Origin of the sequence: Microcoleus asticus IPMA8 (assembly GCF_013179805.1) — a bacterium.
In the GTDB taxonomy this organism is placed as follows: Bacteria; Cyanobacteriota; Cyanobacteriia; order Cyanobacteriales; family Microcoleaceae; genus Microcoleus; species Microcoleus asticus.
The window spans coordinates 19,719-44,147 of record NZ_SRRZ01000009.1 but is presented as its reverse complement, the minus strand read 5'-3'; the positions used below and the strand labels follow the sequence as shown (position 1 = coordinate 44,147).

General features: G+C 46.2%; 21 protein-coding genes. 10 read left to right on the top strand and 11 right to left on the bottom strand.

Annotation, left to right across the window (positions count from 1 at the left end):
- Positions 1-121: 121 nt before the first annotated feature.
- The gene (cysE, locus tag E5S67_RS03865; protein ID WP_172185669.1) at positions 122-928 is read left to right on the top strand and encodes a serine O-acetyltransferase; all 807 of its coding nucleotides are present in this window, start codon (positions 122-124) and stop codon (positions 926-928) included.
- 98 nt (positions 929-1,026) lie between these two features.
- Here cysE and E5S67_RS03860 read toward each other — a convergent pair whose 3' ends face one another.
- On the bottom strand, positions 1,027-1,608 hold the full coding sequence (locus tag E5S67_RS03860; RefSeq protein ID WP_172185667.1) for an Npun_F5749 family FMN-dependent PPOX-type flavoprotein: 582 nt from the start codon (positions 1,606-1,608) through the stop codon (positions 1,027-1,029).
- A gap of 206 nt (positions 1,609-1,814) precedes the next feature.
- Between E5S67_RS03860 and E5S67_RS03855 the strand changes: the two genes are divergently transcribed.
- Positions 1,815-2,933 (top strand): tocopherol cyclase family protein, encoded by a 1,119-nt coding sequence (locus tag E5S67_RS03855; protein WP_172185665.1) that lies wholly within the window; start codon positions 1,815-1,817, stop codon positions 2,931-2,933.
- Positions 2,934-3,231: 298 nt separating this feature from the next.
- Positions 3,232-3,474, top strand: a complete 243-nt coding sequence (locus E5S67_RS34355; RefSeq protein ID WP_339382958.1) for a cupredoxin domain-containing protein — start codon at positions 3,232-3,234, stop codon at positions 3,472-3,474.
- A 7-nt stretch (positions 3,475-3,481) separates the two neighbouring features.
- On the opposite strand, the gene E5S67_RS03845 is transcribed toward E5S67_RS34355, so the two are convergent.
- From E5S67_RS03845 to E5S67_RS03830, 4 genes are all read right to left on the bottom strand, one after another.
- A complete protein-coding gene (locus E5S67_RS03845) occupies positions 3,482-4,387 on the bottom strand; it encodes an ATP-grasp domain-containing protein (RefSeq protein ID WP_172185663.1) in 906 nt (301 codons plus the stop codon).
- 204 nt (positions 4,388-4,591) lie between these two features.
- Entirely contained in the window at positions 4,592-4,960 is a 369-nt protein-coding gene (locus E5S67_RS03840) for a hypothetical protein (protein WP_172185661.1), read from the bottom strand.
- Between the two features lie 136 nt (positions 4,961-5,096).
- A complete protein-coding gene (gene clpS, locus E5S67_RS03835) occupies positions 5,097-5,390 on the bottom strand; it encodes an ATP-dependent Clp protease adapter ClpS (protein ID WP_172185659.1) in 294 nt (97 codons plus the stop codon).
- Positions 5,391-5,638: 248 nt separating this feature from the next.
- Positions 5,639-6,241 carry a superoxide dismutase gene (locus E5S67_RS03830; protein ID WP_172185657.1) on the bottom strand — a complete coding sequence of 201 codons (603 nt, stop codon included), beginning with the start codon at positions 6,239-6,241 and terminating at the stop codon, positions 5,639-5,641.
- A gap of 489 nt (positions 6,242-6,730) precedes the next feature.
- On the opposite strand from E5S67_RS03830, the gene E5S67_RS03825 reads away from it, so the two are divergent.
- A complete protein-coding gene (locus E5S67_RS03825) occupies positions 6,731-7,270 on the top strand; it encodes a phosphate-starvation-inducible PsiE family protein (RefSeq protein ID WP_172185655.1) in 540 nt (179 codons plus the stop codon).
- Between the two features lie 374 nt (positions 7,271-7,644).
- On the opposite strand, the gene E5S67_RS03820 is transcribed toward E5S67_RS03825, so the two are convergent.
- Positions 7,645-8,196: a peroxiredoxin gene (locus E5S67_RS03820; protein ID WP_172185653.1), complete on the bottom strand. Its 552-nt coding sequence runs from the start codon at positions 8,194-8,196 to the stop codon at positions 7,645-7,647.
- 120 nt (positions 8,197-8,316) lie between these two features.
- Between E5S67_RS03820 and E5S67_RS03815 the strand changes: the two genes are divergently transcribed.
- Positions 8,317-9,654 (top strand): peptidylprolyl isomerase, encoded by a 1,338-nt coding sequence (locus E5S67_RS03815; protein ID WP_172185651.1) that lies wholly within the window; start codon positions 8,317-8,319, stop codon positions 9,652-9,654.
- 134 nt (positions 9,655-9,788) lie between these two features.
- On the opposite strand, the gene E5S67_RS03810 is transcribed toward E5S67_RS03815, so the two are convergent.
- Positions 9,789-10,502 (bottom strand): tetratricopeptide repeat protein, encoded by a 714-nt coding sequence (locus E5S67_RS03810; RefSeq protein ID WP_172185649.1) that lies wholly within the window; start codon positions 10,500-10,502, stop codon positions 9,789-9,791.
- Positions 10,503-11,092: 590 nt separating this feature from the next.
- Here E5S67_RS03810 and E5S67_RS03805 point away from each other — a divergent pair.
- Positions 11,093-11,809 carry a pentapeptide repeat-containing protein gene (locus tag E5S67_RS03805; protein WP_172185647.1) on the top strand — a complete coding sequence of 239 codons (717 nt, stop codon included), beginning with the start codon at positions 11,093-11,095 and terminating at the stop codon, positions 11,807-11,809.
- A gap of 488 nt (positions 11,810-12,297) precedes the next feature.
- Positions 12,298-13,032 carry a cytochrome c biogenesis protein CcdA gene (locus E5S67_RS03800; RefSeq protein ID WP_216670185.1) on the top strand — a complete coding sequence of 245 codons (735 nt, stop codon included), beginning with the start codon at positions 12,298-12,300 and terminating at the stop codon, positions 13,030-13,032.
- Between the two features lie 72 nt (positions 13,033-13,104).
- Here E5S67_RS03800 and E5S67_RS03795 read toward each other — a convergent pair whose 3' ends face one another.
- Positions 13,105-13,308 (bottom strand): hypothetical protein, encoded by a 204-nt coding sequence (locus tag E5S67_RS03795; protein WP_172185643.1) that lies wholly within the window; start codon positions 13,306-13,308, stop codon positions 13,105-13,107.
- Here E5S67_RS03795 and E5S67_RS03790 point away from each other — a divergent pair.
- On the top strand, positions 13,302-14,714 hold the full coding sequence (locus E5S67_RS03790) for a cytochrome c biogenesis protein (RefSeq protein ID WP_172185641.1): 1,413 nt from the start codon (positions 13,302-13,304) through the stop codon (positions 14,712-14,714). The two genes, E5S67_RS03795 and E5S67_RS03790, sit on opposite strands and share 7 nt — an antisense overlap.
- Before the next feature lie 446 nt (positions 14,715-15,160).
- On the opposite strand, the gene queF is transcribed toward E5S67_RS03790, so the two are convergent.
- Positions 15,161-15,580, bottom strand: coding sequence for a preQ(1) synthase (gene queF, locus E5S67_RS03785; RefSeq protein WP_172185639.1), 420 nt, complete (start codon positions 15,578-15,580; stop codon positions 15,161-15,163).
- A gap of 145 nt (positions 15,581-15,725) precedes the next feature.
- Here queF and E5S67_RS03780 point away from each other — a divergent pair, with 145 nt between their 5' ends.
- Complete coding sequence (locus tag E5S67_RS03780) at positions 15,726-16,322, top strand: hypothetical protein (protein WP_172185637.1); 597 nt, start codon at positions 15,726-15,728, stop codon at positions 16,320-16,322.
- Between the two features lie 84 nt (positions 16,323-16,406).
- On the opposite strand, the gene speD is transcribed toward E5S67_RS03780, so the two are convergent.
- A complete protein-coding gene (speD, locus tag E5S67_RS03775; RefSeq protein ID WP_006633984.1) occupies positions 16,407-16,829 on the bottom strand; it encodes an adenosylmethionine decarboxylase in 423 nt (140 codons plus the stop codon).
- A gap of 534 nt (positions 16,830-17,363) precedes the next feature.
- Here speD and E5S67_RS03770 point away from each other — a divergent pair.
- Positions 17,364-22,289, top strand: a complete 4,926-nt coding sequence (locus tag E5S67_RS03770) for an ATP-binding protein (RefSeq protein ID WP_172185633.1) — start codon at positions 17,364-17,366, stop codon at positions 22,287-22,289.
- Positions 22,290-22,455: 166 nt separating this feature from the next.
- On the opposite strand, the gene E5S67_RS03765 is transcribed toward E5S67_RS03770, so the two are convergent.
- Entirely contained in the window at positions 22,456-23,517 is a 1,062-nt protein-coding gene (locus E5S67_RS03765; protein WP_172185631.1) for a pentapeptide repeat-containing protein, read from the bottom strand.
- Between the last annotated feature and the right edge of the window lie 912 nt (positions 23,518-24,429).

The window sequence follows — 24,429 nt, the reverse complement described above, 5'->3', positions numbered from 1 at the left end:
CCCAATCTGCCAATCTGCCAATCTCGCACTCCCCAATCTCCCGATCGGTCTCTCACTTACGCCATCCAGTAAAATGTAAAATTGAAAGTGGCGTGTTTAACCAAAATTGGTAAATCCGAAAGTGCTAAAGACTCTTAGAGCTGACTTCAGTATAATTTTTGATCGCGACCCTGCCGCTCGCAACTGGTTGGAAGTTTTATTTTGTTACCCCGGTCTTCAGGCCCTAGTGCTGCACCGCCTCGCACATTGGCTTTACGTGCTGGGACTTCCCTTCATCCCCCGCTTTATTTCCCACATAGCTCGCTTTTTGACCGGAATTGAAATTCACCCAGGGGCAACGATCGGCAAAAGCGTATTCATCGACCACGGTATGGGGGTTGTGATCGGCGAAACAGCGATTATCGGCGATTTTGCCCTAATTTACCAAGGTGTCACCCTTGGGGGCACAGGCAAAGAAAGCGGCAAACGTCACCCTACCGTCGGCGAAAATGTAGTTGTCGGTGCCGGCGCCAAGGTACTAGGCAATCTGCTAATTGGCAACAACGTTCGCATCGGCGCCGGTTCCGTCGTGCTCCGGGACGTACCATCTGACTGTACGGTGGTAGGGATTCCCGGCCGCATCGTCTATCGATCGGGAGTGCGCGTCAATCCCCTAGAACACGGCAGTTTGCCGGATTCGGAAGCTGTGGTAATTCGCTCTTTGCTCGATCGCATCGAGTCCCTCGAACAGCAAGTAAAAAGTTTGCTTCCTCAAGCATCTGTCTCCTTAACTTCTGTTCCCCATTCCCACAATTTCCACTCAGTATCAGAAGCTTTAAACCAAGCCAGCAATGTAGCCTTAGCCGAAAAAACAGAGCTAGTTACAACCCCTAGCTGCAAGTTAAAAGATAAAGCAATTCAAGAATTTTTCGACGGCACCGGCATCTAAAAATAGTTTTGAGTGTTGAGTTTTTCATTGGGAATTTTTCAACTTAAAACTTTCCTACTGACAACAGTCAACAGTCAACAGTTAACAGTCAACTGACTTCAAGGATTAACCGATCGCACAGACCAATTTCCCTCCCCGTCGCGCCGATAAAGCGATCGGTTCTGCGGTTCCCCCCGCAACTCCAACAAATCCACCGTTTCCGGTTCCAACAACAGCAAGCAAAAATTAGGCAGCGGCTCGATCGCATCTGGGGAAGCAGAATCAAAAGCACTAGCCGGGGCTTTGTCTTCCCCCGGATGCGGCCAAGCAAACTGCGATCGAGCCGCCTCAGAAAGCTCCTGCCAAGCTGTGCGGCGCGATGAGCACAACTCTGCCTCTGGATAATCTGCTCCTACTAAAACTAGCTTTCCAGCAATCCGAAATTGTTCGCGAGTTTTGGGGAAATACCAGCAAATTTCCCCCCAAGGATAGAGGTTAATTTCCTCTGCCTTTTCACTGCGAATATCTGTAATAAATTTCAACTGATTAGTATCTGCTAAAAAGCCTCGAAACACCACAGTGCGGTTGGCCGGACGCCCGGTGGCGCGAACAGTTGCTAGTTGCAAGTAGCGGGCAAAAGCAAGACTGCGGTTGCGGTGGAGCGCGCGAGCTAAGGGCGATCGCCAAAGTGCTAAAGACATAATTAATAACCTATCATATTGGTAATGGGATTAGTCAGTAGTCAGTAGTCATTAGTCATTGGAAAAAAGGTAATTGGGAAAAAGGGAATTGCGAATTGGATAAGGTGTGCACACCAGCACGCTACTAATGACTAATGACTGCTAGCTAATAACTAATAACTAATGGCTGCTGACTAATGACTCTTCTTTCTGCTATTGGTAATTTTATGTCAAATTCACTCTCACAACTCAAAACTATTGAAACTCCTCACAGCGGCTACCACTGGGACGGCAGTTCCCGGCGCTTTTTTGAAGGCTGGTACTATCGAATAACATTACCGATTCACGGGCAATCTTTTGCATTCATGTATTCAATAGAAGACCCCAGAGGCGGTCAACCTTACAGTGGTGGTGCAGCTCAAATTCTCGGCCCCAAAGATAGCTATTTGTGCCGCACCTTACCCGATGTAAATAAGTTTTGGGCGCACCGAGAAAGCTTGGGTTTCGGACATTGGGGCAAAACAGATTTACAAATTAAACCCGACTATTTAGAGCCACAAGTATTCGACAGCCTCGTCGAAGAAGGCTATCAAGCTACTGCTACTTTAAATCAAGGTTATCTGCACGATCCGGGAAGCAGAAGCCGCTGTTTTTGGCAGTACGAAATTCAACCTATTTACGGCTGGGGAAACTCTGAGCAACTCCAGAAATCCACGGCAGGAATGCTATCTTTTCTCCCCGTATTTGAACCGGGATGGCAAATTTTAATGGCTCACGGTTTAGCCACGGGCTGGATCGATTGGAACGGCCAACGCTACGAATTTAAAGATGCTCCCGCTTACAGCGAAAAAAACTGGGGCGGTGCTTTTCCGCAAAAGTGGTTTTGGATTAATTGCAATTGTTTTCAAGGCGAAAAGGATTTAGCTTTAACTGCTGGCGGCGGCAAGCGGGGCGTGCTGTGGTGGATGGAATCGGTGGCAATGATTTGTCTGCATTACCGAGGCAAATTTTACGAATTTGTGCCTTGGAATTCGCAAGTTAGTTGGAATATTGAACCTTGGGGAAGCTGGAAAATGCAGGCTAGAAACAGTCAGTTTGAAGTTGAGTTAATTGGAACTACAAAGACTTCTGGTACTTATGTGCGAACTCCTACCGAAAAAGGCATGGCTTTTTGCTGCCGGGATACGACGCACGGGGAATTGCGCTTGCAACTGCGAGAATTGTTGGGGGGAAATGTTGAAAAAAATGGTAAGCAGCGTTCTAAAATTATCTTAGAGGCTCAAAGCTCTTTATCGGGTTTGGAAGTTGGGGGCGGGCCTTGGGATGAAGTTTGGCGATCAAATTAAGTCATTAGTCAGCAGTCATTAGTCCGTTAACAGTAGTCAGAACAGCAACGATCCATTTACTCGGTTGGCAATTAGGCAAATTCTACCGCAGCCAGGGGTTACAACGAGCTCTCAAGGTGATTTTGGGACTAATTTTATGTTTGATCACAATCTTGATGCCAGCGGCAATTGCTAGTGCTGCAGGTGATTTGTCTCGCCAACCTGTCACCGAAATTACTGTTAGTTTAGGTAACGAAGTGGGGAACTTAAGTTTTTCCCCAATCTGCTAGAGTTTGAATCGGGCAAGCGCTATAAATTAGTGCTGAAAAATCCCAGTTCGCAGAAACATTATTTCACTGCCAAAAACTTTGCTGATGCGAGTTGGACTCAAAAAGTTGAAGCTGGTAATGTGGAAATTAAAGGAAGTATTCACGAATTGGAACTTAAACCGGGCGCTATGGCAGAATGGGTGTTTGTTCCCATGAAATCGGGAAGTTACAACCTGCGGGTAGCCGGACATACAGAGGCGGGGATGATTGGGAAAATTACGATCGCCTCTTAAGTCCCAGTTAATACATTAAGAGATTGACTAATTTTTGTGTAATCGGAAAACCAGTCTGACGCTCAAAGTGTATAAACATCGGGCTAGGATTTGCCTCTAAAAATACATACTCACCCGTTGGCTTGACACGCCAATCAATAGCAGTCCACTCTAGCATAAATGCCTTTAATATTGCCAAACATTGTTTTTTAACTGATTCTGGCAAATCTATCGGAATTAGCTCTGCCTCTAAATCTTCCCGAAAATCCAAAGCTTGACTGCGAATTTCGGCAGAATAGACTGATTCACCAATCACATAACTGCGAATGTTTGTCCCAGGAATATACTCTTGTATTGTGACAGGAGAAATACTCAAAGCCAAGTCCAGGCGATTAGGTTCTAAATGCGTCTCTGTGACTAACTTCGTATGAGCGCCACCATAAACAGGCTTAAAAATTGCTTTTTCATGATTTTCGACAAATTCCCTAACTTGCTCTGGATTGTTACTGATTAAAGTTGCAGGAATTGTCACTCCTATTTGCTTTGCCTTGCTCAGTTGTAGGGGTTTTTCTTTATGAAATTGGTATGCCTGCCAAGAATTAATCCAGCGAGCCGGACAAGCTTGCACGAGCGATCGCACTGTACTCATTGAATCATTAAATGCAACTTGCTGTTGATGTGCATCTTTTAACTGTGGAACGTAAACACCCGAGAAATTGCGCCAAAATACACTGTGAATATCTTGAAAATTCAACTGGCGACCTCCGGGTAGCGTCAAGAACCCTACCAGGGTATCAGGTTGCCAAGACAGACGTAACTGTCTTGGAAACAGATAGGTATCTAAATAATCTACTTCTGCACCGGCTTGGGTGAGAGCATCTTTTATATGAGCAGCATGAGCATCTGAATCATTACCCAGAATTAAAATGTTCATGGAAAAATTGAAAATTAAAAATCTGCTAAAATGCAAGTAAATAAATTAAAAGTCGCATCACTTGTTTTGAGAGTGTTGCAACTTTTTATGTATTAAAAAAAACTGTCGAATGAGGCTAAATCTTTGAAAGTCTCATTACAGAAACAATTTCAAGAGTTCAGGAATTAGGCAGAATCTCTTCTACAATTGTCGCCACGAATGAGATTACGAAGGAATAGGACCTCCACCCTCTTCACCGATAGCCATAGTGGTCATCGGAGGACCTCCACCCTCTTCACCCAGAGCCATAGTGGTCATCGGAGGGCCTCCACCCTCTTCACCCAGAGCCATAGTGGTCATCGGAGGGTCGAAAATAGGCGGGGGAGTAAATCCTACTCCTCCTCCTCCTTCACTTCCCGGACAGGGAGCTGAGATACACTGTATCGGATGAGACCCACCTTCTTCACCTAGAGCCAGAGTCGTGAAAATGATTCCACCTTCGATGGGGGCGATGAGTGCATCACTTTGGGTCTCTTCAAAACCAAAATTAATTGCTTCGAGTTGAGCAGCATCTAAATCAAAAGGATGATCCATAAAATTCTCCTAATTGAGTAAAAGATTATGCAGGTTTACATATAATCTAGCTCAGGAGAACCGAGTTATTTAACCCTTTTGGCAGGTTTCAAATTGAGTTAACGAAACTTAAACAAGCCTTCAACCCTACAAATTTTTATGTAGACTCTAGCGGAGCCATTGTCAGTCCAGCACGGCTCAATTGCATATGATAAAGTTCTGCTTGCTCTTGCGGCCCAACCCAGACAGTGGCCTGGCCTTCGTGGTGGATTTGGTTGGCGAGTTTCCATGCTCGATCGCTCGTCATCCCTGGAATGTATTTCGTCAAACATTCCACAACGTGCTGAAAAGTGTTGAAATCGTCGTTGAGGACTATTACCCGATAGTTGGGATAAGGTTTGCGGGTAACTTGACTCGATCGAACGGGTGCTATGGTTGGTGAAGAGGTCATCGCGCGAACAGCCACTAAAACTACAAAATTTGTAAAAAAGTTACCGATAGCACTATAACACAATTTCAGAATTTTTTAACTACTACGAAGTAGTCCGATCGCCTTCGGCGTTTATTTTCACTGCTGCGCCCAGCGTTGCACCGCGCCCGTCAAACTCAAGTTAATACTCATCTCAAGAAAGACTAAAGTCCTCACTACGAACCTATGAAGTTTGTAGTGAGGACTTTAGTCCTCAAACTCAGATGCTACTAAGCCGCAGCCAAATTTGCTGCTGCGAAATCCCAGTTAGCCAAATTATCCAAGAAATTAGTAATGTAGTCGGGACGGCGGTTTTGGAAATCCAAATAATAAGCGTGTTCCCACACATCCAAAGTCAGCAACGGAGTTTGGCCGTGTGCTACCGGGGTGTCGGCGTTGGCAGTTTTGGTAACTTTCAAAGTACCGTTATCTAAAACCAGCCAAGCCCAGCCGCTACCGAACTGAGTTGTCGCAGCATTCTTAAATTCTTCTTTGAATTTGTCGAAGCTGCCGAAGTCGGCGTTGATTTTGTCAGCTAAAGCTCCTGTCGGAGTGCCGCCGCCACCTGGTGCAAGGGAATTCCAAAAGAAATTGTGGTTCCAAACTTGACCTGCATTGTTGAAAATGCCGGCTTTGGATGGGTCTTTAGCAGATTCCTTGACAATTTCTTCAAGGGATTTGCTCGCCATTTCCGTCCCTTCAATCAGTTTGTTGAGGTTGGTCACGTAAGCAGCGTGGTGCTTGTCGTGATGGAACGAAAACGTGTTAGCCGACATATGATCTGACTCTAGGGCGTCAGCGGCGAAGGGTAATGGTGCAAGTTCAAATGCCATTGTGTTCAATCCTCTCTGGATTACTTTTGGTTTTTCGGTTGACTTTCCGGCTTTTGTTTGATTAAAGCCGAGAGTCGCTAACTTGAGTTTATCAACCTGTGGTCAATAATTCTTTACAATTTTCATATTTTATAGCAGTTGCAGCATTTTAGGATTTTGACCTTCATCAGCCAGGGTACAAGCCGCCGGATTCATCCGTGAGGTCGCTTTCTTCAATTATCCCATTCTTCAATCTAAAATCTAAAATCTAAAATCTAAAATCGATTGACTTCTGCTTTTCACCAGTCAAATCTACTAATAGCAGATGTCGATTATCACAAACTTTGGCAAAATGTCAACCCGCCTGCGCGGTAAATAAAAGTTTATGGGAAATTGTCAACACAGGGAATTTTTATAATGGTTATAAATAAATTAAACCGATTTTTTTTCAAAGATAAGCTAACTTTAACTTAAGCTGTAAACAACTCAAACAGATTGCAGGAGCCGTCTATGCAAAACCGTTCAAATAACCAGATTAATCACCCCCCGCAATGGTTGAATCTGAAACTAATAGTCAGCGCTCTCGAAACAGTTCAAGATTTAATTGTAATTTCTTTGTGTATCGGTTTGTTTTGTTTCATGGTACTCGAACAGCGAGAAATGTTTTTCTCGCTGCTTCCTCCTTTGAATTTTAAGCAAGTGACTGCCGACATTCTATTTTTATTAGTTTTGGTAGAATTATTTCGGCTGCTAATTATTTACTTGCAAGAGCAGCGCGTTTCGATCGGGGTGGCTGTGGAAGTTTGTATAGTATCTGTTTTGCGAGAAGTCATCGTGCGGGGAGTGCTGGAAACTCCCTGGGTTCAAATATTATCAACAGGCGCTTTTTTGATAGTTTTGGGAGTGTTGTTGGTAGTCCGAGTTTGGTTGCCACCAACCTTCGAGGGAATTGACCCGGAACGCCGCCTTACTAGCAGAAATAGAAAAATTTACGAGCCGGACTCTGCGGTCGATGCTGTTGCAATCAATAGCCAGTTTAATTCTCATTGAGTATGGCGGGACAGGCGATTTTAGATTTTAGATTTTAGATTTTAGATTTACTTTTATATCGCTTGTCCCGTTAACAGCTATCATTTCCCGTAAAACTGAGATGTTGCAGCATTGTCAACAACGGGCTCTGAGACCTGTTCCACAAAGAGTAGATTTTCTTGTGGGGAGTAGGGGTTGGCCAGGATAATCCACCCAAAAAAGGATTATTGAGAATGGTGCAAGATGTGAGTTCAAATCAACCTGATAACGTTTGCAGTGAAAACTAAAATAATCTGAAAATACAGAGGAATGTAGTCTTCACTACCAAGACAAGGTTCATCAGTAATTCCCAATTATTCAAATCTAAAATCTAAAATCTAAAATCTAAAATGGTATTACCCGTTAGCCTGCAATTCTCCCAAACGGGCTAACACTTCTTTAGAATGAATCGCCGGATTAATCTTCACAAAAGTTTCCCGCAAAACGCCTTCAGGGTCAATAATAAAACTGTGTCGCGCCGAGATAAAACTCATCCAAGAACCGTAAGCTTTACTCACTTTACCATCCGTATCAGCTAACAGCGGAAACTTCAAACCTTCGGAATCGCAAAATTCCGCATGGGAATCGACATCATCCGCGCTAATACCGATAATTTGAGTATTCTTTGCCAAGTATTTCGGCAAATCTTGCTGAAATCTCCGCGCTTCGATCGTACATCCCGAGGTAAAGTCTTTGGGATAAAAATACACTACCAGCCACTTACCGCGAAAATCGGAGAGGGAGACTTGTCCGTCGCCGCTGTTTGTGGGCAAGCTAAAATCCGGTGCGGCTTCATTCACCGCCGGAAGCTTTCCACCTAGGGCAAATGCAGGTGCGGCAAAATTGAAACTTAGAACAACTAGACAAATTGCCAAGAAAGTGCTAAAAAACTTGCGACGGGACATCATAAATGTTAGAAGTAGAACTGTACTTAAGACAAGTTTACAGTTTTCTGATTAAATGGGTAGGAGCAATTCGCGGATTGCTTCTAAAACCCAAAGATCACTCACTCAAATAGCAATTTACCCATGAGCGCTGCACTCCCGTTAACAGGCAAAGTTATAGTAGTCCAGGTAATTAACGGTCAACCCGTTACGATCGAAGTAGACGGCACTAATGCCCCGCTTACTGGAGGAAATTTTGTTGACTTAGTTGAACGCGGTATTTACGACGGGGTGATGTTTCACCGAGTTGTGCGTCAGCCAGATCCTTTTGTGGTGCAAGGAGGCGATCCGCGCAGCAGAGATACTTCAATTCCAGCCAGTCAATTGGGAACGGGTAGTTTTATTGACCCGGATACCAATCAGGCGCGTTTTATTCCTTTGGAAATCAAGCCGCAAGGGGCCGCGCAACCTGTTTACAACCAAGTTGTAACCCAGACGCCACAGTTGCAGCATACTCGCGGTGCGGTGGCAATGGCTCGTTCTAATGCTTTGAATTCGGCTTCTTCGCAGTTTTATTTTGCTTTGGATGATTTGCCGTTTTTAAATGGCAATTATGCTGTTTTTGGCAACGTTATTCAAGGTTTTGAAACGGTGGATGCGGTGCAGCAGGGCGATCGCATTTCTACCGCAAAAGTCGTTCAAGGAATCGTCCCCAGTCGCGTTTCTAGCATCATTACCGATGTTAATGTTCTCAACGATTTCATTAACAGTACCAATTTCGTAAATCTGCCTTTGCGAGCCCTCCGATTGACCAACACCCCGAACAACTATCAAGTCACTTCCCAAGACTCTCAGCAAAATTCTAACGGTGTAGTGGGAGGTAGCGCAAACGATCGCATTATCGGTTCACCGACGGATGATGCAATTAACGGCAGCCAAGGCAACGATACCATCACGGGCGAAGCGGGTAACGACTTTTTGCGAGGTGGCAAAGGTAACGACTCCATTAGCGGCGGTGTTGGCAACGAGATTATGAATGGAAATCTCGGCGACGATAATCTCAATGGCGATGCTGGTAACGACTTTTTGCGAGGCGGCAGAGGAAACGATGTTTTAATCGGTGGCGATGGTAACGATATTTTAGTGGGCGATATTGGCAGCGATACTCTCACCGGCGGTGGCGGTACTGATACGTTTGTTCTGATTGCGGGTGAAAATCTGGCTTTAGATACGGCGAGCGATATAATTCTTGATTTTAGACCGGGAGAGGGCGATCGCATTGGCTTAACCAGCAATTTATCCAACACCTCATTCACCCCATCTGGCAGCAACACACTCATTCAATTTGGAGGAGTTACTTTGGCTGTCGTTCAAAATGCCGCCCCTGCAGCAGTTCAAAACGCCGCCTTTGCAATTAACTTTTCTACTATTTCCCGTCCCGATGACTTGCCAGTCGGTGACGCCGCCTTGAGAATTGGCTAACTTTAACAAGACTGACGCCATAATTATAGGTGTAGGGTGCTCTTCGGTGCACCTTACCTGATTATTAATAGCCCATTCCCAATTGCCAATACTTCGACTGCGCGATCGTACAAGTTCCCAATTCCCAAATTTAACTAATACCATAGCTTTCTAATTTTAGAAACCGCATCTCGATAAGAATCCATTCTGCCCTGCTGCTTAAAAAGCCCTGCCGCCTTCTGAAAATCCTCAAATGCTCCCTGAACCTCTCTCAATTTATATCTAGTCACTCCTCGGTTGAAGTAAGCTTTAGCAAAATCGCGATCGAGGCGAATTGCTGACTCAAAGTCAGCTAGTGCTGCCAGGGAATTTTCCATTTGTAGGCGGATAGCACCTCGGTTAAAGTAAGCTTGGGTTAAATTGGGGTTGAGCAGCAGTGCTGAGTTGTAATCCGCGATCGCCTCAGTATAATCTTTTAAACGAGTCAGCATAAATCCGCGATTGGTGTAATAATTGGCTCGGTAAGGATTGAGTTCGATGGCTGTAGTTAAATCTTCGATCGCAGATTGCTTGTAGCCTAATTTATAGCGAACCAGACCGCGATAGCTGTAAGCGGACGCGAATTGCGGATTAATGTTAATTGTGACAGTAAAATTTTTAATTGCACCGTGCAAGTCTTGTTGTTTGAGATTTTTTAAACCCTGAGTATAAAACTTTCTGGCAGTAACTTTTAAATTTACTTCTTTTCGGGAGTCAGCTTGCTCACCCGAAAATACTTGACCTGCAATATTAGCTAATCCCAAAGATTCAATCGAATTTAAAATAGTTGTAACGACTAATTGGCTGGGGAGAATGGGGATAGTAGGCATGGCAGGATTGGTGTTCAACTGTATGCTTTCATTTTGCTCGATATTTCAGCTAGTGACAGTGATATGCGTACTCTCAGAAACGTGATAAGTTTGATGAGATTTGGTGATGGTGGGGCATTCCCTTGTGTGATGAAAGTTGGGCTTAGTTAGTGATGGCGATCGCAATTAAGAAAAATTGCATCTATAATCGGCTCAATATCAGGTTTTCAGGCTAGCTGGGCGGTTTCTTCCTTGCCATATTGAGAAGTTTCTACCGAGATGGTTTTGAGGTAGGCCCCTGCGGCATCGATCGCAACTGCGCGCCACAAGTATTACTTTGTAGAGATATTGCACTGGCAAATGCCGATCGAACTTGCGGCCATCTAAAACCCGGTTTTAACGAAAAATCTTAGTTTGGCAGCGAGGCATCTGTGAAGCAACCGGATTTTTAGCTCAAAGCCTGTATAAGACTACCGGAGTTAAGTTTGTGGCTGCGCCAACGCCCGATTAACTTTTAATTAATATTTTTGAGTAAGATTGGTGAGGAAAGTTGCCGATTGTTTGCTATGCTTTGAGTATACATCAAGAATCTATTGCGCAAATTAGTGTCAATGAAAAGAGTCCTGAAGTTGAAAAAAATCTTCGCTGCCGTGTTGGCGATCGTCCTGTTCACTCTCTACTTAACTCCTCCTGTAATGGCCGCGAAGGCGGACGATTTGAGTCAGCTATTAAAAGATAACTGGTGCGTCAGCTTTCTGTGGAAGCAGTGCGATTTGAGCGCTGTCGATTTGCGGGGAGCTAATCTCCAAGAAGCCAATTTGAGTGGCGCTAATTTGTCCGGCGCCAATTTGTCCGGTGTCAATTTAAAAAATGCTGACCTTTCTGGTGCAGACCTCAGCGGCGCTAATTTAGCCAATGCTGATATTTTAGGCACGGATCTCAGCCGCTCAAATTTGACCGAAGCTAATTTCAACGGCACGAAATTGTGGGACGCAAATCTGACTTTGGCCAATCTGACTCGCGCCAATTTAAAAGAGGCTAATTTGTTAGATTCTCGACTTTGGGGAAGCAATCTCACGGAAGCTAATTTAACCGAGGCGACGCTGCACGGTGCTGACTTGCAATATGCTAATTTGGCTGACAGTAATTTGACAGGTGCTGACTTGCACAGTTTCTTTTTTCGAGGTTCCAAACAAGTCACAAACTTGAGCAATGCTAATTTAGAAGGCGCTATTTTAACTGGCGCAAATCTTAGAGGTGCGGTGCTGGCAGGGGCAATAATGCCAGACGGCTCTATTAATGAAGAAGTTGGCTTTAATTTAAAGTAAGTTTAAATTAAAGTCTGTCTGAATAATCTCAATAATAGGGTTTACGGCCTGTTTCCCAATCAATGAATTCTTAAATGCAATAGGCTCGACCCGTTGCAAACAGATTGTTGAAAATAGTGTCAAGATATTACTTGAAACCGGGGTGCGATCGACTTTTCTACTTCCAACAAGTCAATCTCGCTAAAATTTTAAATCTTAAACCGAACCTGCGCGCATCTGTTACAATTTGAAATAGAGCCTGAACAGCACCGAGCCTGAACTCGCCTGCCGAGGGATACAAGCCTCCGACTTAAGTCGTGAAGCTCAAAAAAATTAGATATTTAGTTGAAGCTCCCAGATTCCTCTGTAGAGTCAATCTAAAATCTAAAATTGGCTGTGGAGATAAAAAAATTAGATATTTAGTTTAAACTCCCAGATTCCTCTGTGTAGTCAATCTAAAATCTACTGTGGAGTCAATCTAAAATCTAAAATCTAAAATCTAAAATCGACTGATGGAAATCCTGCAAACCCAACTTTACGAACTCGCACAATTTGCTAATAATTTAGTAAATACTCAACTGACACACCTCAGTTTAGTCAGCGTCGGAGTCATCTTTATGGCAGGGTTGCTAACGAGCTTAACGCCCTGTATGCTTTCAATGTTGCCGATCACGATCGGCTACATCGGCGGATACGAAGCAAAAAGCCGCCTGCAAGCTGCCGCCCAGTCGGCGTGGTTTTCCCTGGGATTGGCGACAACCCTTGCGGGTTTAGGTATTGTAGCATCATTTGCCGGACAAGTTTACGGCAAAATTGGCTTGGGTTTGCCGATTCTTGTCAGCATTATCGCTATTCTAATGGGGCTGAATTTACTCGAAGCTTTACCCTTGCAAATGCCGTCTTTCGACGCTGTGGGGTGGGTGCCGAAAGATTTGCCTGCGGGCGTGCGATCGTACTTATTGGGCTTAACTTTTGGTTTAGTAGCGTCTCCCTGCAGCACTCCGGTTTTAGCTACACTCTTAGCTTGGGTTTCCAAAACGGGAGATACAGTTTTAGGTGGTGTGTTGCTGCTGTTTTACGCTGCTGGGTACGTCGCTCCGCTAATAATAGCAGGTACTTTTACTGCGAGTATTAAAAAGTTGTTAGAATTACGTCGGTGGTCGAGTTGGATTACGCCTGTTAGTGGCGTTTTGCTAGTAGGATTTGGCGTTTTCTCCCTGCTTTCCCGGATACTTCCGGCGTAAGTTTCGTAGTAAGGACTGAAGTCCTTATTTAGAGATATAGCACTCACTACGGAATGCGTGAATTAAGTTTTTTTAACGAACCGCCAAAACGCGAAGAACACGAAGGAAGAAAGAAATAAAAGAGCAAGACTTCAAAATTGATTGAGAATTGCTAGATAAAAATAATAATATTTTCTCTGTTTTTTGTTTTTCCCTCCTCTTTCTTCCTTCTTCCTTCTTCCTTCTTCCCTCTTCCCTCTTCCTTCTTCCTTCTTCCTCCATAATTACCAATGACATCAAAAGAAGTATTTCTATCAAAACTCTCAAACTGGGCGACTGCCCCTCAAAGGTTTTTCAAGCGAGAAATCTTGCCGGTGCTAGCAGATTTGCGGTTGGCAATTATCTTGCTGCTGACGATCGCATTTTTCAGCATTTCCGGCACCGTCATCGAACAAGGGCAATCAGTACCGTTTTACCAATCTAACTATCCAGAACACCCCGCTTTGTTCGGCTTCCTTACTTGGAAAGTTGTGCTAATTGCAGGACTAGACCACGTATACCGCACTTGGTGGTTTTTGTCAATCCTAATTTTGTTCGGCAGCAGCTTAACAGCTTGTACATTTACCCGACAATTTCCCGCATTAAAAGCCGCCCGCCGCTGGAAATTTTATGAAGAACCAAAGCAGTTTGAAAAATTAGCTCTCAGTGCGGAATTAGAAACAGTTGCTTTAAGTTCGTTAGAACCACTTTTACAGCAAAAAAACTACCGCATATTTCGAGAAGGCGAAAAAGTTTATGCTCGCAAGGGAATAATTGGCAAAGTCGGCCCGATTATTGTTCACGCCAGTATGCTAATTATTTTAGCTGGGTCGATGTGGGGCGCAATGACGGGATTTCTCGGTCAAGAAATGGTTCCCAGCGGCGAAACATTTCAGGTGCAGAATATCCTGGATGCGGGGCCTTGGGCGGGGCCGCAAATACCGAAGGATTGGTCGATGCGAGTTAATCGGTTCTGGATCGATTACAGTCCCAGCGGTGCGATCGACCAATTTTACTCTGACCTGTCAGTTTTGGACAAAACAGGCCAAGAGGTCGATCGCAAAACCATTCACGTTAACGAGCCGCTCAGATACCGGGGAGTCACATTTTATCAAGCAGATTGGGCAATAGCCGCCGTGCGAGTTCGCCTCAACAAAAGCCCGGTTTTACAATTACCAATGGCTCAGTTAGATACTCAAGGTAAAGGCCGAATCTGGGGAGCTTGGATTCCGACAAAACCCGATTTGAGTGCAGGAGTTTCTCTACTAGCAAAAGACTTGCAAGGCACAATGTTAGTGTACGGTACGGATGGCAAATTGTTAACTACAGTTCGCGCCGGCACAGCGGTAGAAGTTAACGGAGTCATGCTGACAATTGACGAAGTTGTAGGCAGTACGGGATTGCAAATTAAAGCCGATCCGGGCATTCCGATCGTTTATACCGGCTTCGGGTTGCTGATGCTCAGCGTGCTAATGAGCTATATGTCTCACTCGCAGATTTGGGCTTTGGAAAAAAACGGCAAACTATACGTCGGCGGGCGCACTAATCGCGCTCAGGTGACTTTTGAAAGAGAAGTTGTGGAGATTTTGGACAAGTTGGCCGAATCGAAAACAGCAGAGGAAAAAAGTGCGATCGCCCCGAATTCTGTTGCAAGTCAAACCTAACGGTAAGGTGCGCAATGCGCACCTTACACCAACGATAAATATCAAAAAGATTAGTTGAGTTTGTAGGGTGCCCTTGCCCGATTTGTCGAGGTGGTTAATGTGAACCGGAAAACAAGCAGAAAACCGCTATTTCACGTTCGGAGTTTTCAAATTTCAACAAATAAAAATTGCTATACGGAGTTTGGTTTCAAAATCAAAACGCTGAAATCCCGGTCAATCGGTACTCTCCGGTGGGCGACAAACTCAACCGCTGCGCAGTGTACACCCTACAAACTACGAGATTTTAAACGTTGGAGGGAATTTTTGACTACCTTGAGAGGGCTGCCCTGACGCACCCTACAATTACTTACTAAATTTAACAATTTTATTTCTTACGGCTTTTGTGGGGTGGGCTTCGACGCCGCCCCACAATTAAATCTCAATGCCACACCAGCTTAATACCCGCCCTACTTCTGATGCGACACCTCAATCACGGTGTGGACGTTCCCCCGCGGCGAAAAATCGCCCTTAATCGTCGCTTCTAGCGGCGCGCAAGCTGCCACAAAATCGTCTAAAATTTGATTGATCGATTCTTCGTGAGAAATGTAGCGATCGCGATAACTGTTAACGTACAGTTTCAGCGCTTTCAACTCTACCACCCGCTCGTCGGGCACGTAAGTAACGTGAATTGTCGCAAAATCTGGATACCCAGAAAACGGACATTTGCAAGTAAACTCCGGCAAAGTAATGTTGATCGAGTAGCGCCGCCCGACTCGCGGATTTGGGAAAGTAATTAACTCCCCTTCCAAAATCTGGCGTTCGCCGTATTTAATTTCCTCGGTGCTTGACTTTTGCGACATACTTTGTTCGGCTGCGTAGTTGTTCATAGCGATTGACTAATAACTTGTAACATTTAATTAAATTTACGATCGATATCTGTAACAAATATCTTGACGAATTGTGTTGCGATCGATCTAATTATAAATACTCTCAGGCTAAACTAAAACAAGTTCACCCTCGCCATCTACAATTATGCAAAATACTACCTTATCTGACAATACTTCCCCTGAAAACTCAAATAGTTACTCTCCATCCGTACCAATTTCCCTTTATCGAGAAGTCACGGCAGAGCTGCAAGCCGCCCAAGCGATGCTCGACTCCCTCAAAACCCACAACCAGCAATTAGTCCAACAAAATCAACAACTGCGGCGAGAAGTAGAAACAGTAGTTCAAGTATCCCAACAGCTACAGCAAGTAGTCAACTCGGCTCAGAGCCTCACCCAGACAGGGATGCCTCAAATGCCCCCTGTCAAATTCAATTTCAGCGTTGAACCTGCGCCCCTAGCACCTGCCACCTCGCAGACTAACTCTGCCATACCTCAACCACCTCAGACAGTAGCCTTCCCTTTTCCCCTACCGGAAGCGCAGCCAACAGCCGCCTCGATGCCGCAGCCACTTCCAGAAAAATTATTTGCAGAAGTGCCGGAAACTCCTTACCGCGTGCGTTCTCAATCCAAAAAAGCCTCAGACTTAAGCGGATTGTGGTTGGCCATCGCAATTTTTCTGATTGTCATTGCAGCTTTCGGCGCAGGTTATTTAGTTGTCCGCCCTTTATTAATGAAAAAGTAAATTCCAACAAGAATCCCACGGTTCGATCCGTGGGATTTTAAACAAAACCTAGCATAAAATGTTCAAAGTTACGCTAATTGGCCATCATCCTCTGGCGGCACTCGTTTCTACTGAACGAGGCGCATACTGCTCTTCACAAGCAGAACCTACGATGCCCACTCCTGGCTCGAAACCGCGCGTGAACTCAGTGAGTTTTACCTGTTTAGCTTCCAAAGCTGTCTGTAGCACCTTCATGGCTCGGTGAGGGTCGCCGGCCCCGCAGAAAAATAAGTCTGCAGCAAAATAACCGTGTTCAGGCCAAGTATGGATTGCTATATGAGACTCTGCCAAAGTAGCAGTAGCTGTCACTCCGTGAGGACTAAACTGGTGTACGCACAAATCGATGAGAGTAGCTCCTCCGGCTTCGATCGCATCGAGTATGGCGCGGCGGATACGTTCAGGATCGTTGAGCAGGTCTCCAGGAGACTGCCAAGCATCAGCGACCAGATGGGTTCCCAATTGTTTCATTCTGCGGGGTTTTACCTCTAACTCATAATGTCTCAAACCTTCTTACACTAGCACCATGTCCAAAATTTTGCAAGTATGTTTCACAAAGAAAGATGAAGATTAGCAGAAGTACCCATCATCAACCGCTGGCGGTATCGTGGGAGCGAACAGTCTCACAGGCCGATACCACTAATGGAAGAAATGTTATTTTAGCCCTGCCTTCTTCTTCTCAAACAAGCTTCTTTGATTAATAGCGATCTCTTGTTTTCGTTGGTGGCGAAAAAACCAAAGCTCGATCGTTCTGGCTGTGGCGGAATTGATATGATATCGAAAGGCCAAAGATGGACGGCTATGCTCTCATGCGTAAAATTCGCCAGCTCCTAGACGATCGCCCGGCGGGCAGATTCCAGCGCTCGCTCTGGCAGCCTATGCTGTAAAAGTTGACCAGCAACAGGCCATCCCCGCTGGGTTTCTGGCGTCATCTAGCTAAACCCGCCCGGTCAGCCGAGATAGTATCGTTGCCCGTTTGTGTGGACCCAATGGAAAGACAAGCGCATGATCCAGCAGTCTCAACTCGTTGAACAGATTTTTGCAGGAAATAGCGAGATGGCGATGCTGATGCGATCGCACGATTGGTCCCTTTCGGCCCTTGGTGCCGTTGAAACCTGGTCGCAAAGCTTGAAAACCGCGATTCGGATCGTCTTAGGTTCCCGCTACCCCATGTTCGTCTGGTGGGGACAGGAGATGATCAACTTTTATAACGATGCTTACATTCCTATCCTCGGCAAGCGACATCCGCAAGCACTAGGTCAGCCTGCCTCACGGGTATGGGCTGAAATCTGGGACACGCTAGGCCCGCAAGCAGAAGCGGTTTTGAACCAGGGACAATCGACGTGGAATCAAGAATTGCTTCTGGTGATGGAGCGCAACGGGTATACAGAGGAAACCTACTTTACCTTTTCCTACAGTCCGGTGGCGAATGATGACGGCCCAGTGGGGGGCGTTTTCTGCGCCTGTAGCGAGGACACTCAGGGCGTGTTGAGCGATCGCCGCTTGGCAACGCTGCGCGAATTAGCAGCAGAAACAGTCACTGCCAAGACGGTAGAAGCAGCTTGCGAGATTTCCGCCACCGTATTGACCAATAACGCCTATGACATCCCGTTTGCGCTGTTTTATCTACTCGATGGCGAAAGCGAGATCGCACGACTCGCGGGTACAACAAGGTTAGCAGCCGGAACGCTTGCCTCTGGTGAGGCGATCGAGCTTACATCCGCCCAAAAGTGCGAGTGGCAATTGAAGCAAGTCATCGAGACGGGCGAAAGCAGAATCATTGAAAATTTGGAAGCGCAATTTGGACTTTTACCGGGCGGCGCGTGGTCCCAATCTCCTCATCAAGCGGTAGTTCTACCACTAGCTCGATCGGGAGAAACGTTCGGGTTCCTGATTGCTGGAGTGAGTCCGCTTAGAACGTTTGATGATGATTACAAAGGTTTTTTTGATTTGATGGCAGGGCAGGTGACAACAGCGATCGCCAACGCCCAAGCTTACGAACAAGAGCGTAAACGTGCCGAAGCGTTAGCTGAGTTAGACCGTGCTAAAACCGCGTTTTTTAGCAATGTCTCTCACGAATTCCGCACGCCGCTCACCTTGATGCTGGCTCCCTTAGAAGACACGATCGCAAACCTGGATGGAACAATTCCACCTCAAGAACGCGAACAATTACAGTTGGTGCAGCGTAACGGAATGCGGCTGCTCAAACTCGTTAATAGCTTGCTCGATTTCTCACGCATCGAAGCAGGTCGAGTCCAAGCATCTTATGAACCTGTAGATTTGGCAACCTATACGGCGGAACTTGCCAGTACCTTTCGATCGCTGATTGAACGGGCCCGAATGTCGCTGATTGTTGACTGTCCAACCTTGCCCGAAGCGATTTATGTCGATCGCGAAATGTGGGAAAAAATCGTTCTAAATCTATTATCAAATGCCTTTAAATTTACCTTAGCGGGAACCATCACTGTTCGATTGCGGTGGATAAACTCTGGCGTTGAATTATTAGTTGCAGATACAGGAATCGGTATTCCCTCCGAAGAACTACCACATTTATTTGAGCGATTTAATCGAATCAAAAACTCACAAGGCAGGAGTTTTGAAGGCTCCGGCATTGGGCTGTCGCTAGTGCAAGAACTCGTCAAACTACATGGGGGAGCGATCGATGTCAGCAGCACTTTTGGGCAGGGAAGTTGCTTTACGGTGACGATTCCCGCCGGAACAGCTCATCTGCCGCCGGAGCAAATTGGTGTCAGTTGCACGTTAGCATCAACAGCGTTAGGGGCAATACCCTATGTCGAAGAAGCTCAACGGTGGTTGCCAGAAGGCGATTTGAGATTAGAAGAATGGAGCATCGCTCCATCCACTTATGAACTCGTCAATCAACCCGCTCAATCTAAAATCCAAAATCTAAAATCTAAAATTGTCCTGGCCGATGATAACGCTGATATGCGCGATTATATTCGGCGACTCCTGAGCGGTTCTTATATTGTTCAAACCGTCGCCGATGGCCTTGCCGCTTTGACTGCCATTGAGAAGAATCCACCCGATTTGGTATTGACAGATGTGATGATGCCGGGGATGGATGGGTTTGAGTTGTTGCGATCGCTGCGTTCTAATCCCGCAACTCAAGACATTCCCATCATTCTATTATCAGCCCGCGCGGGCGAAGAAGCGCGTATTGAAGGACTCGCAGCCGGAGCAGACGACTATCTGATTAAACCGTTCTCGGCGCGCGAACTGCTGGCAAGGGTAGAAGCAAGTTTGAAGCTGGCACGGCTGCGACAGGAAGCAACAGTGCGAGAGCGAACCATTCTGGGGCGCGTAACCGATGCGTTTATGGCATTGGATCTCGACTTTCGCATTACTTATGCCAACGAAGCAGCACAACGAGTGTCGCGAACTCCCCTAGAAGCAATGCTGGGCAAAACGATGTGGGTAGCCTTCCCAGGCACGATCGGCAATCAGTTTGAATTCCAGTATCGCCGATCGCTCAGCCAGCAAATCGCGGTGGACTTTGAGGAATATTATGCTCCGTTTGATTTGTGGGTTGATGTTCGCGTTTATCCTTCACCGACGGGGCTGTCTCTTTTCTTTCGGGATATCAACGAGCGCAAAAAAATTGAGCAGGAACGGGAACGGTTTCTTGCCGTCGGTTCGGATTTGCAAGTGATTGCGGGCATAAACGGCTATTTCCACTGGGTCAGCCCGACCTTTGAACGAATCCTCGGCTGGACACCAGACGAAATGACATCCCGCCCCTGGACTGAGTTTGTCCACCCGGACGACCTGGGCAGCTCCATTGCAGAAGCCGACAGTCTGTTCTCCGGTAACAAAACCTTTAGGTTTGAAAACCGTTACCGGCACAAAGATGGCTCCTACCGCTGGTTTATTTGGAATGCCCAGCCTTACCCAGAAGAACAAGTGATTTACGGCGCTGCCGTTGACATCACCGATCGCGTGCGCGTCGAAAACGAGCGCCAACGGGCCCAACAAGCCTTGCGTGAAACCGAGGAGCAGAGCCGGAATATTCTAGAGAGCATTGGTGAAGCATTCTTTGCCCTGGATGAGAACTGGCGGTTCACCTACGTCAATCAATTTGCCGGAACCTTGCTCGATCGCATTCCGGGTGATTTGATTGGCAAGAATTTATGGGAAGAATACCCAGGACTGATTGGTAGCGAGTTTGAGCCGATCTATTGGAGCGCCATGCGCGATCGGGTGGCTGGGTCACTGACGGCGTTTTATCCCGACCACGATCGTTGGTACGAAGTCCGCACCTACCCTGCAGCAAATGGAATCACCGTTTATTTCAAGAATGTCACCGATCGAATTCAAGCCGAAGCAGTCCTGCGCCAAACGTCCGCCGAACTCGAACGGCAACTGCAAAAGTTCAACGCGTTTAAGTCTTCTGTGCCGGACTTTATTTATACATTCGATTTGTCCGGGCGGTTCATTGATATCAACAAGCCGTTGCTCGACCTGTGGCAAAAATCCTTCGCTGAAGCCATTGGCAAAAACTTTTTTGAATTAGATTACCCAGTGGATTTAGCTCTCAAACTGCAAAATCAGATTCAAGAAGTGATTCAGACGCACCAACCGATTAAGGATGAAATGCCATACACCAGCGCCCTCGGTACAAGAGCTTACGAGTATATTTTTGTGCCAATTTTCGATGCAGAGGGTGCTGTGGAAATGGTAGCGGGTGTAACGCGCGACATCACCGATCGCAAGCAAGCCGAAGCAGAACGCGAGAAGCTTTTGCAACAGGAGCAAACCGCACGAGAAGCCGCCGAAACCGCCAACCGCATCAAAGATGAGTTTTTGGCGGTGCTGTCTCACGAGTTGCGATCGCCGCTCAATCCGATTCTCGGCTGGTCGAAGCTGTTACAGCAGGGGAAACTGGGTGCTGCAAAAACGGCTAGCGCCCTTGCCTCGATCGAACGCAACGCCCGACTCCAGTCACAACTGATTGATGACCTGCTCGACATCTCCCGCATTCTGAGCGGCAAACTGAGGTTGAACGCGATGTCCGTTGATTTGAATATGGTGATCTCGGCCGCGTTGGAAACCGTTCGGCTAGCAGCCGAAGCCAAGTCGCTGCAAATTCAAACAACCTTTTCACCCGGCATCGGAATGGTAATGGGCGATTCCGGGCGTTTGCAGCAAGTAGTCTGGAATCTTTTATCCAATGCCGTCAAATTCACCCCTCAAGGCGGGCAAATTAGCGTTAGGTTAACCCAAACTGGAAGTTATGCTCAGATTCTTGTCACCGATACTGGAAAAGGCATCAATCCTGAGTTTCTGCCTTATGTATTTGAGCATTTTCGGCAAGAGGATGGAGCCATAACTCGTAAATTTGGGGGTTTGGGATTGGGGCTGGCGATCGCGCGTCAAATTGTCGAACTGCACGGCGGCAAAATTTGGGTTGAGAGTAGCGGTGAAGGACAGGGAGCCACCTTCACCGTTGAACTTCCCCTCTTGCATACCGCGAATCTGGTTGAAGAAGTTGCCGGCCGGGCTGAAGCTCGATCGGACGATCTTGACCTGGCAAATCTGCGAGTGTTGGTTGTGGATGATGAACGCGATTCACGGGAGTTTGTGGCGTTTGTAGCGGAACAAGCGGGAGCCAAAGTGACTGCCCTTGGGTCTGCGAGCGAGGCGTTGCAACTGCTCTCAACCATACCCTTCGATATCCTCCTGTGCGACATCGGAATGCCAGATATGGATGGCTATATGCTAGTGCGCCAAGTGAGAGCTCTACCACCAGAGCAGGGCGGGCAAATTCCGGCGATCGCCCTGACTGCCTATGCTGGAGACTTTAATCAGGAACAAGCTCTTGCTGCTGGGTTTCAACGTCATGTTGCAAAACCTGTCGAACCCAATGAGTTAGTCGAAGCAATCGTGACATTGCTAAGGAAAGTGAATCGCTGACTGCGAATTGTAATAGATTGTCGATCGCCGACAATCTATTAAAACCAGTCCCCCACAACTGAATTATGGCTCTTGAATCCTGAATTCTTTATTGTTAAAAGTTTTGAGTTTTGAATTAAAGATTCTTTAACTTAAAACTCAAAACTATTTTCTCTTAATCAACTTATCAATCCCGGCTGTGAGTAGCTCCATTCGGCAAAATCGCCCCGCCCAAAGCTGCTTCATTCAAATTATCAACATTCAAGCTTGCCCCAATCAAATTAGCCTCCGACAAATTAGTTCCTGTCAAATTTGCCCCTGTCAGAGAACTCAGCAGCAAACCCGCTCCCGACAAATTCGCGTGACTCAAATTCGCCCCCCGCAAATCCGCTTCCAGCAAGCTAGCACCGGACAAATTCGCACCGCTCAAATTAGCTCCCCGCAAAGAAGCTTTGTTTAAATTAGCAGCCCTCAAATCAGCATTGTGCAGAATCAAACCATTTAAATTAGCTTTACTCAAATTAGCTCCCTGCAAGTGGGCACCGCTCAAATTTGAGCCATTTAAATTAGCGGATTGCAAGTCAGCACCGCTCAAGTCAGCACCGCTCAAATTAGCAGCGCAAATAGAAGCCTCCCGCAGACTTGCTTCGCTCAAAGAAGCTCCAACCAAATTGACACCGCTGAGATTTCCGCGATTGAGATAAGCCCGAATTAGAGTTGCTCCGCTCATGTTCGCCCCGTTCAAATCTACCTCGCTGAGAATCGCTCTAGTCAGATTTGCTCTGCTTAAATCAACCCCGCTCATAATTGCTCGGCTCAGCGTCGCCCCGCTCAAATTAGCCTCAGTTAGTTTCGAGCCGCTTAGCAAACAAGCTCCTACTAAACTCGCTCCCGTCATCACAGCTTTGCTCAAGTCAGCCTGAGACAATATTGCTCCGCTGAGATTTGCTCCGCTAAAATCGGCTCCGATCGCCACAGTTCCAGTTAAACTAGAACTCCCGAGGTTAGCTTCTATTAATTTCGCCTTAGACAAATTAGCCCCGCTCAAGTCGGCGCCGTTTAAATTAGCTCCAATCAGTTTGCTTCTAATTAAGTTTGCACCTTTCAAATTAACGCTGCTCAAATTTGTTCGACTGAGATTAGCTTCACTCAAATGAGCTTGAATGAGGTTAGCCCCTCGAAAATCTCGTTCCCCGTTTCTATGTCTAGTTAAAAGTTCATCGGCACTTAAAATCTCAGTGAAATTCATAAAAAAAGTTGAGTGAGTTTCCTTAATTTCTCGATGTTCTATGTTGTCTGAAAATTTGTACTATCGTGTTTGCCAGTCAGTTTTTTAAACCAATACTGCCGAGCGTAACAATTGTCACAACTGCTTGATTCCTAGCATCACCTTGCTAACCTAGCTATAACTTACGAAAAGAAACCGGGTTCTGGTAAAATCTGAGGTTTGCCAGCGCGGAAGCGATGAAAAAACCGAGTCGATCGCCGCGTGTAAGTCCTGTAAGTTTTATTTCGCTAGTAATTAGTTGGCGGTTGGTGTTAGTTTTTAATTGTTAGTTGTATTTATACTAACTGCTAATCACTAACTATTAACTGCTAACCATTTACCAAAATACCGAGAATTTGTCGATCGAGCTTGTCAAAGTCGATCGAATATTTGGGGTATTGCTGGCGGCATCCGCGCGGCATTCTGACCCAAAAAATTGCTGCTAGAGGCGATCGAATTTATTAGTGCAATCAAGAAACAAGATATCGGAGCTTCAACCCCGAAAGCCTTCTACATAAGTGCCTTCTATCTTCGATCGCCCATGAAAGCAGATCCCGGTCAGGTCAGCTAGTTTCACCTCCCCCCACTGTGCTCGATGCCAGTGAAAACCAACAGGAAGGCTGTTTCCCTCTGAGTTCTGAGCGGCTCATGGGCGAAGGAAGCAACACGCTGCGCTGAGCCTGAGATTTCGAGAAAAAATGCGCCGCGAGCCATTGCGATCCCGTGCTGCTGTGCTTGCTGTTAATGTTTACTCGATCCATGAGCGCTTGCGGTTCTAATTAACAGAACACCCGACACCAGACGCGCTCCCGGACATAAAAGCTGTTCCTGGGCTTCTCAAATGCTTCGCTGAGGGATTCCCAGAAAAACTGTATTCCTGTAGCAGGTCTTGCC